We start from the raw sequence: 14,891 nt of genomic DNA on the forward strand, positions 1-14,891 counted from the left end.
GACCGGAGCGGGTTGCTCTCCGGTCGCGCTTCGATTCGATCAGTCGGCCAGCGGCGGCACCGGCAGGCCGCGCGCGGCATAGAACTGTTCCACGAAGTCCTGCAATGTACCCGCTTCAATTGCACCGCGCAAACCAGCCATCACGGTCTGGTAGTAGCGCAGATTGTGGATGGTGTTGAGCATGGAGCCGAGCATTTCTCCACAGCGATCAAGGTGATGCAGGTAGCCGCGTGAGAAGTTGGTGCAGGTGTAGCAATCGCAGTCCGGGTCCAGCGGTGACGTATCGTGCTTGTGGACGGCATTGCGGATCTTGACCGTACCGGTCGGCGTGAACAGGTGGCCGTTGCGCGCGTTGCGGGTCGGCATCACGCAATCGAACATGTCGACACCACGGCGCACGCCTTCCACGAGATCCTCCGGCTTGCCGACACCCATCAGGTAGCGCGGCTTGTCCTCCGGCATCCACTCGGGAAGGTAGTCGAGCACCTTGATCATCTCGTCCTTGGGTTCGCCCACGGACAGGCCACCGATGGCGTAGCCATCGAAGTCGATCTTCTTCAGGCCCTCGAGGGATTTCTCGCGCAGGTCCGGATACATGCCGCCCTGGATGATGCCGAACAATGCCGAGGGGGAATCGCCATGGGCATCGCGGGAGCGCTGGGCCCAGCGCAGTGACATCTCCATCGACTTGCGGGCTTCGTCATGCGTGGCCGGATACGGCGTGCACTCATCGAAGATCATCACGATGTCGGACCCCAGCGAGCGCTGGACGGCCATCGACTCTTCCGGGCCCATGAAGACCTTGGAGCCATCCACCGGTGAGCGGAAGTGAACGCCCTGTTCGGTAATCTTGCGCGTCTTGCCCAGCGAGAAGACCTGGAAGCCGCCGGAATCGGTCAGGATCGGCTTGTCCCATTGCGCGAAATCATGCAGGTCACCATGCGCTTCGATGACTTCCGTGCCCGGGCGCAGCCACAGGTGGAAGGTGTTGCCGAGGATGATCTCGGCGCCGATCTCCTTGATGGATTCCGGTGTCATGCCCTTCACGGTGCCGTAGGTGCCGACCGGCATGAAGGCCGGGGTTTCCACCGTGCCGCGCGGGAAGGTCATGCGGCCGCGTCGCGCGCGACCATCGGTGGCGAGCTTCTCGAAGCTCATGAAGCATTCTTTGCGCATGGTTCTCTCTAAGGCTTGGCGGCGAAACAGGCCGCAGCGGGTGTGGGGCTAGCGTAAGCCACGTCGTGTTAACTGCGCATGACGTGGCTCATGTGATGAGGTATCGCTCGGGTCAGGCGCGTTCCAGCAGCATGGCATCGCCATAGCTGAAGAACTGGTAGCGCTCCTGCACGGCAGCCTGGTAGGCGGCCATGGTGTGCTCGTACCCGGCGAAGGCCGAGACCAGCATCAGCAGGGTCGATTCCGGCAGATGGAAGTTGGTGATCAGCAGATCCACCACCTGCCATTCATAACCGGGGTAGATGAAGATGTCGGTGTCACCGGAGTAAGGTGCCAGCTCGCCACCGTGGGCCTTGGCAGCACTTTCAAGGCAGCGCACGCTGGTGGTGCCGACAGCGACCACGCGACGGCCGGCCGCACGAGCACGCGCAATCGTGTCACAGGCTTCCTGACCGACCTCGATCCACTCGCTGTGCATGTGGTGCTCGAGAATGCTGTCGACACGCACCGGCTGGAAGGTGCCGGCACCGACGTGCAGGGTGACGAAGGCGGTCTCGATGCCTTTCTCGGCCATGGCGGCCATGATCGGCTCATCGAAGTGCAGGCCAGCCGTCGGTGCGGCCACGGCGCCATCGCGCCTGGCATAGACCGTCTGGTAGCGCTCGCGGTCCGACAGCTCGTCATCGCGGGTGATATAGGGCGGCAACGGCATGTGGCCATGCTGGTTGAGCAGCTCGATCATCGGCGTCTCGCCGTGGAAGCGCAGCTCGAACAGCGCGTCCTGCCGACCTTCGACCACGGCGGTGATGCCGCCTTCGAAGATCAGCTCGGTGCCCGGCTTCGGCGACTTGCTGGAGCGGATGTGCGCCAGACCACGGTGTGCATCCAGCGGACGCTCCAGCAGCATCTCGATCTTGCCGCCGGAGGCCTTCTGGCCGTGCAGGCGCGCGGGGATCACGCGGGTGTCATTGAAGACCACGACATCGCCGGGTTCCAGCTGCTCGAGCAGGTCAGGAAAGTGGCGATGCACGATCTCGCCGCTCTTGCCGTCCAGGTGCAGCAGACGGCAATCACTGCGCTGCTCGGAAGGGTAGCGGGCAATCAGCTCATCCGGCAGACTGAAATCATAATCACTGCGCTGGAGCGGGCGCTTGGAAGCGGAGGGGGCAACGCCAGAGGCATCGCCGGAATCGATTCGTGACATGGCCAACGGAAACTCTGGTGGCACGGCGCGCAGAAGGCGCTCCGCTGCAATGGAGATACCCTGCTCGCAGGCGTTCATGCCGTTAGCGCGTCTGTCTGTCTGCCCGCTCTCGAGAGGCAGTGGTCAGGGGCGATACGCAGGATGGACTGGCGAGCCTGGGCAGGCGAAAAAGGTGGCTCATGATACCGAATGGCATGGCTCGCGCGAAGTCCCGTTTTCGAACGACCTGTCCCGCTCAGTGCGTGAATCCGTCGCTGGGATGCGTTGCATGTGTCTGATCTGGCGTGAAAACTCGTTGACCTCGGCGTAGGCTTCCGTATAATTTCGCTCCATTGCCGGTGTGGCGGAATTGGTAGACGCAGCGGATTCAAAATCCGCCGCTTAATAGGCGTGTCGGTTCGAGTCCGACCACCGGCACCATCTTGAAAACAGTCGCTCACGAGCGGCTGTTTGCGTTTCTGGCCTTCGCCTCAGATTCATTGCTCTCAACTTCATTGCCTTGTGATCCCAGAGCACTCTTCTTTCTATTTCCTCTTTCCTCTTTCCTCTTTCCTCTCTGTCCTTTCCTCGCGCTCTTGCCAGATGATGGTCTGGGTGTCTGAGGCATAAAAAAGCCCCGACCGGATGTCGGGGCTTTCTTGTCTCTGGCGCATCTGCCGGCGATTCACGCCTGATGTGGAACGCTCTTGACGCGTCGGTAGATGCTGTTGCTTGCGAGGGAAGGGTCAAGGAGTGCAATGCGCGTGCTCTGTATCGCGAGTTCCTGGCGCAGGGTAGACCACATGCCGATGAACTCGCGGCAATCCTGGCAGTTTACGAGATGGTCGGCGGATGGTGCATGGTATTGATAGTCCATCTTGAGGCCGGAACATACCGGACAACACAGAGCCGCTCGAGCTTTCCCTTTCATTTCTCCTCTCCCTCTCAGCATTCGACTGAATTCGGTGAGGTTCAGCGTAGTGGTCTCATTTCCTTGAGTTCGCGAGCTTGCCAGTCATCAAGATTCGTAAGCCCACCAGCTCAGGCTTACGGATCTTTCTGGCCGCGTGGCATAGCCCCCACACTCGCGAGTCATCCTCTGACAGGGCCTTTCCCTGGCTGCACTTGCCTGTGCACTTAGCCCATCACTACGCTGAACTCGCCGCTCTCCCTGAGCAGCGATTAAGAAATTACTGATTATTGAAAACTTGTACAAGAGTTGATTTGTTGCACAAGTTTTCAGGTATGTAAGATCGTGTACTTAAAGATAGTCTCATATCAAGATGTTCTCATGTAATGTGGCGTTCGATCGTTCTGATTCGCTGGCGACGCTGTCCGGCGCGCTTGATGGTTCACGTCATGTGCAAGACCAATGTCGCCTACATGACATGGTGATGTCGCTGCCGGGCCAGTCTGACGCTTGGTACAATCGGGCGTATCCGCTGGAGCTGCAGAGGGGAAGGCTGAATACGGAAAGCGCTCTCATCCCGTCAGCCATCGCGGGCAGGGGATTCAGAACCTGTACTGAACTTGAATGGAACTCGCGTGATGCTCGAGGGGCGCCTGGCGGCGAACCGCTGTTCAAGCATCGCTTTCACGAACTGCCATGGAACATGGAAAGACTGTCATGCATTGGATGCCACTGAATCTGTGGTTGTCACTGGTTGCGCTGTGCGCCATGGGGGCGATGTCGCCCGGGCCGAGTCTGGCGATGGTGCTTCGCCACACGCTGGGAGGTGGCAGAAGTGCGGGAGTCGCCGCTGGTATCAGCCATGCATTGGGGGTCGGGTTGTATGCCGCGCTCACCGCCTGGGGACTTGGTGCCTTGATCGTTCATTATCCGGGCATGTTCCAGGCGATCATGATTCTGGGGGCGGCCTATCTGGCCTGGTTGGGCGTCAAGGCATTGCGGGCGGGCCGTGGCGGGGCGCTGGAGGCGCAGGCCGTCACCACATCCCGTTCCATGGCGATTCGCGATGGCTTCATGGTGGCGCTGGCCAATCCCAAGCTGATCCTGTTCTTCGTGGCGCTGCTCAGTCAGCTGATCACGCCGGAGATGAGCGAGATGGGCAAGTGGCTGGTGGTCGTGACGGCGATGGGCATCGACGGTGCCTGGTATGTGCTGGTGGCGATGGTACTGTCGCACTCGCGGGTGCTGCCCTGGCTTCAGGCGCGGGCGGTATGGATCAATCGCCTGACCGGTATCGTGTTGCTGGCGTTGGCGCTGCGGGTCGTATGGGGTGTCTGACCGGCGCATGTCGGGAGTGACATGCACCGTTGAGGAATGAGATTGCCTGGTAGAAGACGGCCGCCCTGACAGGTGATGTCAGGGCCGCGTTGCGTTGCAGGGGGGGCTGGTGGAGCCGGAAGATCACGGAGTGAAGATGTCGGAGTAATCCTTCACGGGAACCCTGATCTGCTGGTCCGGGCGTGCCTGAAAGTGCAGGGTCACGGGGATTTCATCGCCTGACGAGATGGGCTGAGTCAGCCCAGTCAGCATCAGATGGGGCCCACCTCCCGGCCGCATCTTCAGTGGGGACTCGGGGGAGAGGGGCAGGTGTCTCAGCTGGCGCATGTGCATCCGGCCTTCGCGCATCTGCATCTCGTGCAGCTCGATGCTCTGCGCCACGGGAGAGCTGGCGCCTGTCAGCGTGACATTGCCTCGAAGGAGCGAGAGCGTGATATAGAGTGCAGCGGTCGTCGCGCCCGAAGGCGTCGGTAGTGCGAAGGCATCTTCCAGCACGGGATTTTCCAGCACGGGATTTTCCAGCATGGGGTCTGTCGCCACGGGGGGCGTCGCCGTGCTTGCATCGGTGCGCATCCACAGGATGCCGCTCATGGCGATTGCCAGCATCAGGCTCGCGCGTGAGAGTCGTGTCACGTGGTGTCGTCTCCTTGGCCTTTCATGGCAGTACCCGTGCCAACAGATGGCGGGGTGACATGCCCGGCGGCAGCCCATGTACGCCAGTGGCGCCGGGGATGTCGGTGCCTGCCAGTCGTGTGGCGCAGAAGGCCTCGGCCACGTCGGCAGGGGCATGGCGAATCAGCAGGGCAGCCTGCCATAGCACGGCCAGTGACTGGACCAGTTGCCGGGCTCGGGCTTCCTCGGCGTGATGAAGGAGGTTGCCGCGTTCGAAGGTGGCCAGTGCGGCGTCATAGCGAGGACTCTGCCCCCGGGCGTCCCTGAGCTCGCTGAGCAGCGCCTCGCCTGCGTCGGGGTGACGGGCCAGAGTGCGCAGGACATCCAGACACAGCACGTTTCCAGAACCTTCCCAGATGGCGTTGACAGGGGCTTCGCGATACAGGCGCGCTGTCAGGTGTTCCTCTATGTAGCCATTGCCGCCCAGGCATTCCATGGCCTCTGCCAGCAGTGCCGGTGCACGACGATTGTGCCAGTACTTGGCGATCGACGGCGCAAGGCGGGCCAGGGGGCGCGCATCCGGTTCCCGAGTGGCGTCATCGAACTGTCGCGCAATGCGCAGACACAGTGCGATGCCGGCTTCGACTTCCAGTGCGATGTCTGCCAGCACCTGCTGCATCAAAGGTTGGCTGGCCAGCGGCTTGCCGAAGGCATGACGTTGCTGGCAGTGGTGCAGTGCCTCGACCAGTGCCTGGCGCATCAGTGCCACCGGCGCGGTGGCAGCATCCAGTCGGGTCTGGTGGACCATCTCGAGAATGGTGGTGATGCCACGTCCCGGCTCACCAAGGCGCTGCCCGCGCGCATCGACCAGCCGGACTTCGCTTGAGGCGTTGGCGCGATTGCCGCACTTGTCCTTGAGGCGTTGCAGTTGCAGGCCATTGTGGCTGCCATCCTCCCGTCGCCTCGGTACCACGAAGCAGGTCAGCCCTTCCTCGAGCTGCGCCAGAGTCAGAAAGGCATCTGACATCGGGGCACTCATGAACCACTTGTGACCGTTGAGGCGATAGCCTTCACCCTCAGCGTGTGCCTGTGTCAGGTTGCTACGGACGTCGCTGCCGCCCTGACGTTCCGTCATGGCCATGCCGAAGGTCGCGCAGTGCTTGTCGCGAGGGGCACAGGTTCTCGGGTCGTGGCTGCGGGCCCGCAGGCGAGGGCCCCAGAAGGCGGCCAGAGATTCATCCTGACGCAGCGCGGGCCAGGCGGCATGGGTCATGGTGATCGGGCAGCAGAAACCGGGTTCGGCCTGGGTGAGCAGGTAAAGGGCGGCGACATGGGCCTGATGTCCTCCGCAGCCTTCCGCCTCCCAGGCGACACTGTGCCAGCCACCTTCCAGGGCGATGCGCATCAGCCGGTGATAGTCGGGGTGATACTCGACGTCATCCCGCCGCCGCCCTTGTGGGTCATGGGTGTGGAGGACCGGCGGATGCGCGTTGACGGCAAACCCCATCGCGCGGGTCTCGAGCGTGCCCACCTGCGCCCCGAGGTCGGCCAGGCGAGTGAGCAGGTCCGCCGAGAGCCCAGGCGCGTGACAGCGCAGCGCCTCACGCAAGGGGAGGTCATCGACGAAGGCATGGCGCAGCGGTGGTGCCGATTGATTGAGCACCTCATCGCGCCATGGAGCAGGCCGCTCCTCTTCACGAGAGTGCTCAGTCGAGGACGCAGGCAGCGAGTCGGGCATCGTGGGGTCCTGTCATGAGAGGTATGCCTTGAGCGTAGAACACCTGCGGCCTGCTGGCGGAGTGGAAGGCAGCTGCGTCGCATTCTGCTACCGTGGGGGCATCAGTCGGTGCGTGGCATCGCGACGATCAGCACAGGGAAAGGACAGGGTACGGTGATCCAGGACGAAATCATTCAATTGGTTGATGCACGCAATCGCCCATGCGGTACGGCTCCTCGTCGCCAGATGCGACGTTATCGCTACTGGCATCGAGCGACCTATGCCTTCGTGCTCAATGCCAGTGGAGAGCTGTGTATCCAGAAACGCACCATGAGCAAGGAAGTCTTTCCGGGGTATTTCGACCTCGCCAGCGGAGGGGTGGTCGGCGCGGGCGAAGCGGTCCACGTGGCCGCACGACGCGAGCTGGAGGAGGAGATCGGTGCCCGGTGCGTCGCGCTCAGACATTGCTTCGATTTCTGCTATCGCGATGCCACCAATCATGTCTATGGCAGCGCCTACCTCGCACGTTATGACGGTCCCTTGACACTTCAGGCCGAGGAGGTGGCTGACGCCTTCTGGGTGACACCGCAACAGGCGCTGGAATTGCATCCTTCAACGCCGGACAGCCGTATGGCGCTTGAACGCCTCATTCGTGAGGGCTTTCTCGTCTCTGCCATGGAAGAGTAGGCAATGATGGCCTGTCGGCGGCGCGCCATGTCCCTGCGCGCGTCTGCATGTGCTTTCTCTGTCCCACTCTCCCTACCACTCTCTGTGCTGGAGTCTGCGCATGAATGCCAAGGTATCGCCCCAACAGCTGGAAGAGGTGGAGGTTGCACTGTCGAGCGTGCTGGCGGGCAAGCCGCATCAGATCCGGCTCGCTCTGTGCTGTCTGCTGTGTCAGGGCCACGTGCTGATCGAGGATCTGCCCGGGCTTGGCAAGACGACGCTGGCCCAGGGGCTGGCGCGCCTGATCGGCACCGACATGCAGCGCGTCCAGTTCACCAGTGATCTGCTGCCCGCCGACATTCTCGGCGTGTCGGTCTTCGACCCTCGTGAGAGCGCCTTCCATTTCCATCCGGGCCCCGTCTTTCACTCGCTGGTGCTGGCGGATGAGATCAATCGTGCCACGCCCAAGACCCAGAGTGCGCTGCTGGAGGCCATGGAAGAGCGACAGGTGACCGTGGAGGGCGAGACGCGTCGTCTGCCGGAGCCTTTCTTCGTCATCGCCACTCAGAACCCGCTTCAGCAATCCGGTACCTTCCCGTTGCCTGAGTCCCAGCTGGATCGCTTTCTGATGCGTCTTTCGTTGGGATATCCAGAGCCTGCGGCTGAGCGAGAGATACTGAGAGGCAATGCCGGTCGCCAGCACATCGAGGCGCTGCGTCCCCTGTTGCCGCTCGAGGTACTGCGTGAGTGGCAGGCATCCGTGACGCGCGTGCGTCTCTCTGAACCGCTGCTGGATTACCTGCAGGCGCTGGTCGCTGCCACACGGTCGTCGCCGGAAGTGCCTTACGGCCTGTCGACGCGAGGCGTGCTGGCATTGGCCAACGCCTCGCGTGGCTGGGCGTTGCTCGCGGGGCGTGACTACGTGCTGCCAGAGGATGTCCAGGCCGTCTGGGCGCCGGTGGTCGGCCATCGCCTGAGCGAGGGCAGTGTCGCGGAGGGAGATGCCGTGGCTCGCCATCTGCTGGGGCAGGTGGCGGTGGTGCCTGCATGACACGAGCGGCCAGTGTCGGACCATGGGGCCGACTCAAGGCGCGCATGTTGCGCAGGATGTCCATCGCCGGCGGTGAGGCGCTCCATCATGCCCGTCTGATGATCCTGCCCACGCCCTTCGGCCTGTTCTGGGCGGTGCTGGTGTGCATGCTGCTGCTGCTGGGGATCAACTACGAGAATTCCCTCGCGCATGCGCTCGCATTCTGGCTGTTCTCGCTGGCGGTGATCAGCATCTTTCGAAGCTGGCGCAATCTTGCCGGTGTGCGCGTCCAGTTGATCGCGGATGGCGAGGCCTACGCAGGCGGTGAGTTGCGCCTGCTGGTCCGGCTGAGCGGGCGGGCGCGGGCGCGCGCCATCGATGTGCGTCTCGGGGATAGTCGTCAGCGTCTCGAGATTCATGCCGGAGAGGGCAGTGCGCCCATGGGGCTGCCGGTCGCTCTTCGTGGGCAGTTCACCTTGCCGCCATTGACGCTGGAGTCTCGCTGGCCGCTGGGGCTGGTGCGTCTGTGGTCCTGGGTCGCGATCGAGATGCCGGTGATGATCCACCCCTGTCCGCAGATGCCGGCCGCACCGCAGCGCAGTCGTAATACGCTGGAACAGGTCGAGCAGGGCGACTTCGCCGGCCTGCGTCGCTATGTGGCCGGTGATCCACCGGCGCATGTGGCCTGGAAGCACTGGGGGCGCAGCGGTGAGCTGGTCACCAAGCGTTTCGAGACGCCGGCACGTCCCTCCTTGTGGCTGGACTACGAGGCGTGCCATGGCGACATGGAACAGCGTCTCGGCGAATTGACGGCACGCGTGCTGGCGGCGGAGAAGTCACAGGCGACCTATGGGCTGCGCCTGCCGGGCCAGACGCTGGCCATCGCCAGTGGTGGGGCGCATCGGCGACGCGTACTGGAAGCGCTGGCCTTGTTTGGAGGAGAGACGGTGCTGCCCTGGGAGGTTCAGCAGCAGGCCGTGGCGTCTCGAGAGCTGGCCGGGAGGGCGAAGACATGACGCGAGCACATGGCAATGTCTCTCGCCGCTGGTGGCAACGCAAACCTCTGACGCCTGATCAGGCGCTTGGCTGGCTTGAACTGCGCCACCTGTTCATTGGCCAGTGTCTCGTGCTGGCGCTGCATCTGTTGTGGATGCCGATCTGGCTTGCACTCCCTGCGCTGCTGGCGGCGCTATGGCGGTTTCAGCAATTGCGCGCCCGCGTACCGCGTGCCGGCATTCTGCTGCGGCTGGCGGCGGTATGCCTGGTGGCAGCAGGGCTGTTTCTGGAATACGGGCAGATGTTGCGCCTGGAGGCGATGATCGGCCTGCTGGTGGGAATCTATCTGCTCAAGCTGCTGGAAACTGACAGCCTGCGTGATGGTCGCGTGGTCTGTGGGCTGGGGTTTGTCGTGCTGGCCTCCGCATTCCTGCATGATCAGGGGCCGGTGATGGCAGCTGCGGCGATTCTGGCCGCTGGCTGGCTGATCGGTGGTCTGGTCCTGATCGCCGGAGCGCGCCGCAGTGGTGAGGCACTGCGTGAGACTTGCTGGTTGATGGGCTTGTCATTGCCGCTGATGCTGGGATTGTTCGTGCTGTTTCCCCGTCTGCCGCCACTCTGGAACGTTCCTCAGCTGGAAGAGGCCACGACCGGTCTGACGGATAGCGTATCGCCCGGTGATATCGCAGCGCTGGGGCGCAGTGACGAGCTGGCTTTCCGAGCCCGTTTCGACGGTGCCTTGCCGGCAGCTTCAGAGCGCTACTGGCGTGTCTATACCTTGAGTCTGTTTGATGGCGTGCGCTGGTCACGTGCCTCCCCTGATAGGCTGCAGAGTGCGTTGGGTGGGCCGGCGTCGCGCTATGCCGTGCGTGGCAGGGGCGTGGACGGCGGCAGCCCCCGGCACCGTTATGAGCTGTTGCTGGAGCCGGACCCGCGCCCTTGGCGGCCAAGCCTCGGCGCTCCGTTGTCGAGTGATCAGGAGGCGCGTTATCTGGTGGACGGCACTCTGGAAGGGATGTCGTCACTCAACACCCGTGCATTGCTGAAATTGAGTTCCTCCGGTCAGCCTCCCTTGGCGGCACCACAATGGATGCAGCGTCTGGATCTGCTGTTGCCTGAGGATGGCAACCTCCGTGCTCGCGCATTCGCTCGTGATCTGATGCATCAGGCGGGTGGAGACCCCCAGGGCTTCCTTCGCCTCCTGTTCCAGCATTTCCATCGTCAGCCTTACCACTACACCCTCACGCCCCCGCGTCTTGAGGGCATGAATCGTGTGGACGATTTCCTGTTTGATAGCCTGCAGGGGTATTGCACGCATTACGCATCGACTACCGTCTTTCTGGCGCGGGCAGCAGGAATCCCGGCGCGCATGGTGGCGGGCTATCTCGGTGGAGAGGCGCAGGGTGGCGCCGCGAGCGGTGAGCGTGAGTTGAGCATTCGACAGTACGACGCCCATGCCTGGGTCGAGGTGTTCCATGGGGGGCGCTGGCACCGGTTCGACCCGACGGCGGCGGTGGCTCCCGAGCGTATTGCCCAGGGGGCGCTCAGTCTGCAAGGTCAGCCGGGTTTCATGGCAGATGCCGGTCTGCGCGCCTTCACGCTGAATAATTCCATGCTTCGTGATCTGAGGCGTCAGTGGGAGCGTTTCGAGTACCGCTGGCAGCGAAGTGTCGTGGGGTTCCGCCTGGAACAGCAGCGTAGTCTGTGGCAGCGGATGTTCGGCGAGTTTCGCTGGGAGTGGCTGGTCTGGGGGGTACTCGGATTGCTGGCCTGTGTGGTACTGGTAGGGGCGGTGCTGGTGCTCTGGTCTGGCCGTGAGGTAACGACACATGCCGGTGTCAGAGCCTACCGTCGTCTGGCGAAGCGTCTGGAGCGCTCCGGGCTTGGCCCTGGCCCGGGTGAGGCGCCCGGCAGTCACCTGCGGCGTGTCGCACGGCTGCAGCCGGATAATGTTAAAGAATTGTTACAGTTGTCGGAAGTCGTTGAACAATGGATTTACAATGATGACGCGCAAGAGGGCGCTTCTCATGCCGGCGGCTCGTCTTCTCGTAGCATGCGTCGCCAGTGGTCAGCGTTATGCCGTAAGTTGTCATAGTTCACGTTTTCCATCGTGGTGGTGTGTGATTCCTTGTTTTCTGGGTATTTTTCGAGATTAGGTATCTCAGTCTCGTTGCGTGGCACCACTACGGAAAATTGCTAGGTTGCGGTAAGTGTTTTTGTGTATCAAAATGTAACCATCTGATTTTGTCGATCATGCCATTGCGCCCTTCGCAGCATGATGCAGCACCTTTCCCCAGCAGGAGTAAGTCCCCATGGTTCAGGTCATTCGCACAGAAGGCACAGTACTTGTTGTTTCCGCCACTAACGAGTCGCAGCGTGTCGTCAATGGAATGACGCTTGAACCTACTGCCACCCTGATCGCGCCGCAGGGAGCGATCATCGTGCTGGAAGACGGTTCTCGGTTGGTGGTGCCGCAAGGGGCCCCGATCGGTATCGAGGTGCTGCTCGCTGAGTCTCGCGATGACGCACCTGTCGACCCGACGGTAGAAGCATTGCGCGAAGCGATTGCCCGAGGCGAAGACCCGACGGCCATCCAGGAGGCACCGGCAGCGGGGGAAAATGCAGGGTCTCCGGGCAGCAGTCGCAGTGGCTTCCTGGATGCCTCTGGCGTCGGCCGGGATGGCCGTGTCGAGCGCACTTCCTACGAATATGAAGGTGGGTTCACCGATCCCACCTATACCGATGAAGACGAAGATGGCCTCGGGTTGGATCCTGAGTCGACGGAAACCGACCTGGCCTTGACCGTCGATGCGCCGGCGCTGACCTCCGACACCACGCCGACCATCGTCGGTACCACCGATGCCGAAGACGGCAGCACCGTCACGCTGCTCATCACCGACAGTGACGGCAACGAGCAGACCGTCACCGCGACCGTCGAGAACGGCACCTATACGGTTGACGCCGAGACCCCGCTGAGCGAAGGCGAGTACAGCGTCGAAGCCACCGTCACCGACCCGGCCGGCAACACCGCGACCAGCAATGACGTGGGCGAGATCGATCTGTCCGCTCCGGCTCTGACCGTCGATGCCCCGGCGCTGACCTCCGACACCACGCCGACCATCGTCGGTACCACCGATGCCGAAGACGGCAGCACCGTGACTCTGGTCATCACTGACAGTGACGGCAACGAGCAGACCGTTACCGCGACCGTCGAGAACGGCATCTACAGCGTCGATGCCGAGACGCCGCTGAGCGAAGGCGAGTACAGCGTCGAAGCCACTGTTACCGATCTGGCCGGCAACACCGCGACCAGCAATGACGTGGGCGAGATCGATCTGTCCGCTCCGGCTCTGACCGTTGATGCCCCGGCGCTGACCTCCGACACCACGCCGACCATCGTCGGCACCACCGACGCCGAAGACGGCAGCACCGTCACGCTGGTCATCACCGACAGTGACGGCAACGAGCAGACCGTCGCTGCCACCGTCGAGAATGGCACCTACAGCGTCGACGCCGAGACGCCGCTGAGCGAAGGCGAATACAGCGTCGAGGCCACTGTCACCGACCCGGCCGGCAACACCGCGACCAGCAATGATGTGGGCGAAATCGATCTGTCCGCGCCGAGCCTGACCGTCGATGCGCCGGCGCTGACCTCCGACACCACGCCGACCATCGTCGGCACCACCGACGCCGAAGACGGCAGCACCGTCACGCTGCTCATCACCGACAGTGAAGGCAACGAGCAGACCGTTACCGCGACCGTCGAGAATGGCACCTACAGCGTCGATGCCGAGACGCCGCTGAGCGAAGGCGAATATAGCGTCGAAGCCACCGTCACCGACCCGGCCGGCAACACCGCGACCAGCAATGACGTGGGCGAGATCGACGCAAGCGCGCCGAGCCTGACCGTCGATGCGCCGGCGCTGACCTCCGACACCACGCCGACCATCGTCGGCACCACCGATGCCGAAGACGGCAGCACCGTGACCCTGGTCATCACCGACAGTGACGGCAACGAGCAGACCGTCACCGCGACCGTCGAGAATGGCACCTACAGCGTCGATGCCGAGACGCCGCTGAGCGAAGGCGAGTACAGCGTCGAGGCCACTGTCACCGACCCGGCCGGCAACACCGCGACCAGCAATGACGTGGGCGAGATCGATCTGTCCGCCCCGGCACTGACCGTCGATGCGCCGGCGCTGACCTCCGACACCACGCCGACCATCGTCGGTACCACCGATGCCGAAGATGGCAGCACCGTCACGCTGCTCATCACCGACAGTGAAGGCAACGAGCAGACCGTTACCGCGACCGTCGAGAATGGCACCTACAGCGTCGACGCCGAGACCCCGCTGAGCGAAGGCGAGTACAGCGTCGAGGCCACTGTCACCGACCCGGCCGGCAACACCGCGACCAGCAATGACGTGGGCGAGATCGATCTGTCCGCTCCGGCTCTGACCGTTGATGCCCCCGCGCTGACCTCCGACACCACGCCGACCATCGTCGGCACCACCGATGCCGAAGACGGCAGCACCGTCACGCTCGTCATTACCGACAGCGAAGGCAACGAGCAGACCGTCACCGCGACCGTCGAGAACGGCACCTACAGCGTCGATGCCGAGACACCGCTGAGCGAAGGCGAGTACAGCGTCGAAGCCACCGTCACCGATCCGGCTGGCAACACCGCGACCAGCAATGACGTGGGCGAGATCGACGCAAGCGCGCCGAGCCTGACCGTCGATGCCCCCGCGCTGACCTCTGACACCACGCCGACCATCGTCGGCACCACCGATGCGCCAGATGGCAGCACTGTCACGCTGGTGATGACCGACAGCGACGGTAATGAACAGACCGTCACCGCGACCGTCGAAGATGGCACCTATTCTGTCGATGCGGAATCGCCGCTGAGTGAAGGCGAATACAGCGTCGAAGCCTCGGTTACCGACCCGGCTGGCAACACCGCGACCGGCAATGACGTGGGTGCTTTAGTTGGCAGTGATTCGGGCGCAGTAATAGAGGATGGTGTTACTGAAGCTTCCGGCACGCTTGTCGATGTTGAAAGTACAGATGTGGTCGCTGGCACTCAGAGCGACGATTACGGCACTTTCAGCGTCAATGAGTCAGGTGAGTGGTCCTACACGCTCGATAACGAAGCCGCTGTCGTCCAAGGGTTGAATGAAGGTGACACTGTCAGTCAGTCGTTCGTTGTCACACTGAGCGATGGCTCGACCACTACGGTCGATATCGTCATCACTGGAGTGGA

Annotated in this window: 10 protein-coding genes and 1 tRNA gene; 7 read left to right on the plus strand and 4 right to left on the minus strand. The window is 62.8% G+C overall.

All coding sequences use genetic code 11. The features are described 5' to 3' along the window. Positions 1-39 precede the first annotated feature (39 nt). Together tgt and queA are read right to left on the minus strand one after the other, a co-directional pair. Entirely contained in the window at positions 40-1,158 is a 1,119-nt protein-coding gene (gene tgt / locus PJK54_RS16080) for a tRNA guanosine(34) transglycosylase Tgt (RefSeq protein WP_127734466.1), read from the minus strand. A 130-nt stretch (positions 1,159-1,288) separates the two neighbouring features. Beyond that, positions 1,289-2,380, minus strand: a complete 1,092-nt coding sequence (gene queA, locus PJK54_RS16085) for a tRNA preQ1(34) S-adenosylmethionine ribosyltransferase-isomerase QueA (protein ID WP_271303352.1) — start codon at positions 2,378-2,380, stop codon at positions 1,289-1,291. Between the two features lie 334 nt (positions 2,381-2,714). Here queA and PJK54_RS16090 point away from each other — a divergent pair. Both PJK54_RS16090 and PJK54_RS16095 read left to right on the plus strand, forming a co-directional pair. After that, positions 2,715-2,800, plus strand: a tRNA-Leu gene (locus tag PJK54_RS16090). 1,195 nt (positions 2,801-3,995) lie between these two features. Continuing rightward, the gene (locus PJK54_RS16095) at positions 3,996-4,607 is read left to right on the plus strand and encodes a LysE family translocator (RefSeq protein WP_176494327.1); all 612 of its coding nucleotides are present in this window, start codon (positions 3,996-3,998) and stop codon (positions 4,605-4,607) included. Positions 4,608-4,730: 123 nt separating this feature from the next. Here the strand turns inward: PJK54_RS16095 and PJK54_RS16100 are convergent, their stop codons facing one another. Together PJK54_RS16100 and PJK54_RS16105 are read right to left on the minus strand one after the other, a co-directional pair. Further along, on the minus strand, positions 4,731-5,240 hold the full coding sequence (locus PJK54_RS16100) for a copper chaperone PCu(A)C (RefSeq protein ID WP_271303353.1): 510 nt from the start codon (positions 5,238-5,240) through the stop codon (positions 4,731-4,733). 22 nt (positions 5,241-5,262) lie between these two features. Beyond that, complete coding sequence (locus PJK54_RS16105; protein WP_271303354.1) at positions 5,263-6,957, minus strand: acyl-CoA dehydrogenase family protein; 1,695 nt, start codon at positions 6,955-6,957, stop codon at positions 5,263-5,265. Positions 6,958-7,110: 153 nt separating this feature from the next. Here PJK54_RS16105 and PJK54_RS16110 point away from each other — a divergent pair, with 153 nt between their 5' ends. The 5 genes from PJK54_RS16110 to PJK54_RS16130 form a co-directional block, all read left to right on the plus strand. Continuing rightward, positions 7,111-7,623: an NUDIX hydrolase gene (locus tag PJK54_RS16110; RefSeq protein ID WP_271303355.1), complete on the plus strand. Its 513-nt coding sequence runs from the start codon at positions 7,111-7,113 to the stop codon at positions 7,621-7,623. A gap of 100 nt (positions 7,624-7,723) precedes the next feature. Beyond that, entirely contained in the window at positions 7,724-8,653 is a 930-nt protein-coding gene (locus PJK54_RS16115; protein WP_077380031.1) for an AAA family ATPase, read from the plus strand. Then, positions 8,650-9,648, plus strand: a complete 999-nt coding sequence (locus tag PJK54_RS16120) for a DUF58 domain-containing protein (protein WP_271303356.1) — start codon at positions 8,650-8,652, stop codon at positions 9,646-9,648. The genes PJK54_RS16115 and PJK54_RS16120 overlap by 4 nt, the downstream gene beginning before the upstream one ends. Continuing rightward, complete coding sequence (locus tag PJK54_RS16125) at positions 9,645-11,723, plus strand: transglutaminase TgpA family protein (RefSeq protein ID WP_271303357.1); 2,079 nt, start codon at positions 9,645-9,647, stop codon at positions 11,721-11,723. Before PJK54_RS16120 ends, PJK54_RS16125 begins: the two co-directional genes overlap by 4 nt. A 217-nt stretch (positions 11,724-11,940) precedes the next feature. Next, positions 11,941-14,891 (plus strand): retention module-containing protein (locus PJK54_RS16130; RefSeq protein ID WP_271303358.1); only part of this gene is annotated, 2,951 nt, incomplete at its 3' end.

The sequence above is a fragment of the Cobetia sp. MMG027 genome (assembly GCF_027947415.1).
Taxonomy (GTDB): Bacteria; Pseudomonadota; Gammaproteobacteria; order Pseudomonadales; family Halomonadaceae; genus Cobetia; species Cobetia marina.

Bases quoted from the DNA above. Each gene is read 5' to 3' on its own strand.
- PJK54_RS16125 (WP_271303357.1), top strand. From the start codon at position 9,645: ATGACGCGAGCACATGGCAATGTCTCTCGCCGCTGGTGGCAACGCAAA.
- PJK54_RS16105 (WP_271303354.1), bottom strand. From the start codon at position 6,957: ATGCCCGACTCGCTGCCTGCGTCCTCGACTGAGCACTCTCGTGAAGAG.
- PJK54_RS16120 (WP_271303356.1), top strand. From the start codon at position 8,650: ATGACACGAGCGGCCAGTGTCGGACCATGGGGCCGACTCAAGGCGCGC.
- PJK54_RS16095 (WP_176494327.1), top strand. From the start codon at position 3,996: ATGCCACTGAATCTGTGGTTGTCACTGGTTGCGCTGTGCGCCATGGGG.
- PJK54_RS16115 (WP_077380031.1), top strand. From the start codon at position 7,724: ATGAATGCCAAGGTATCGCCCCAACAGCTGGAAGAGGTGGAGGTTGCA.
- queA (WP_271303352.1), bottom strand. From the start codon at position 2,380: ATGTCACGAATCGATTCCGGCGATGCCTCTGGCGTTGCCCCCTCCGCT.
- tgt (WP_127734466.1), bottom strand. From the start codon at position 1,158: ATGAGCTTCGAGAAGCTCGCCACCGATGGTCGCGCGCGACGCGGCCGC.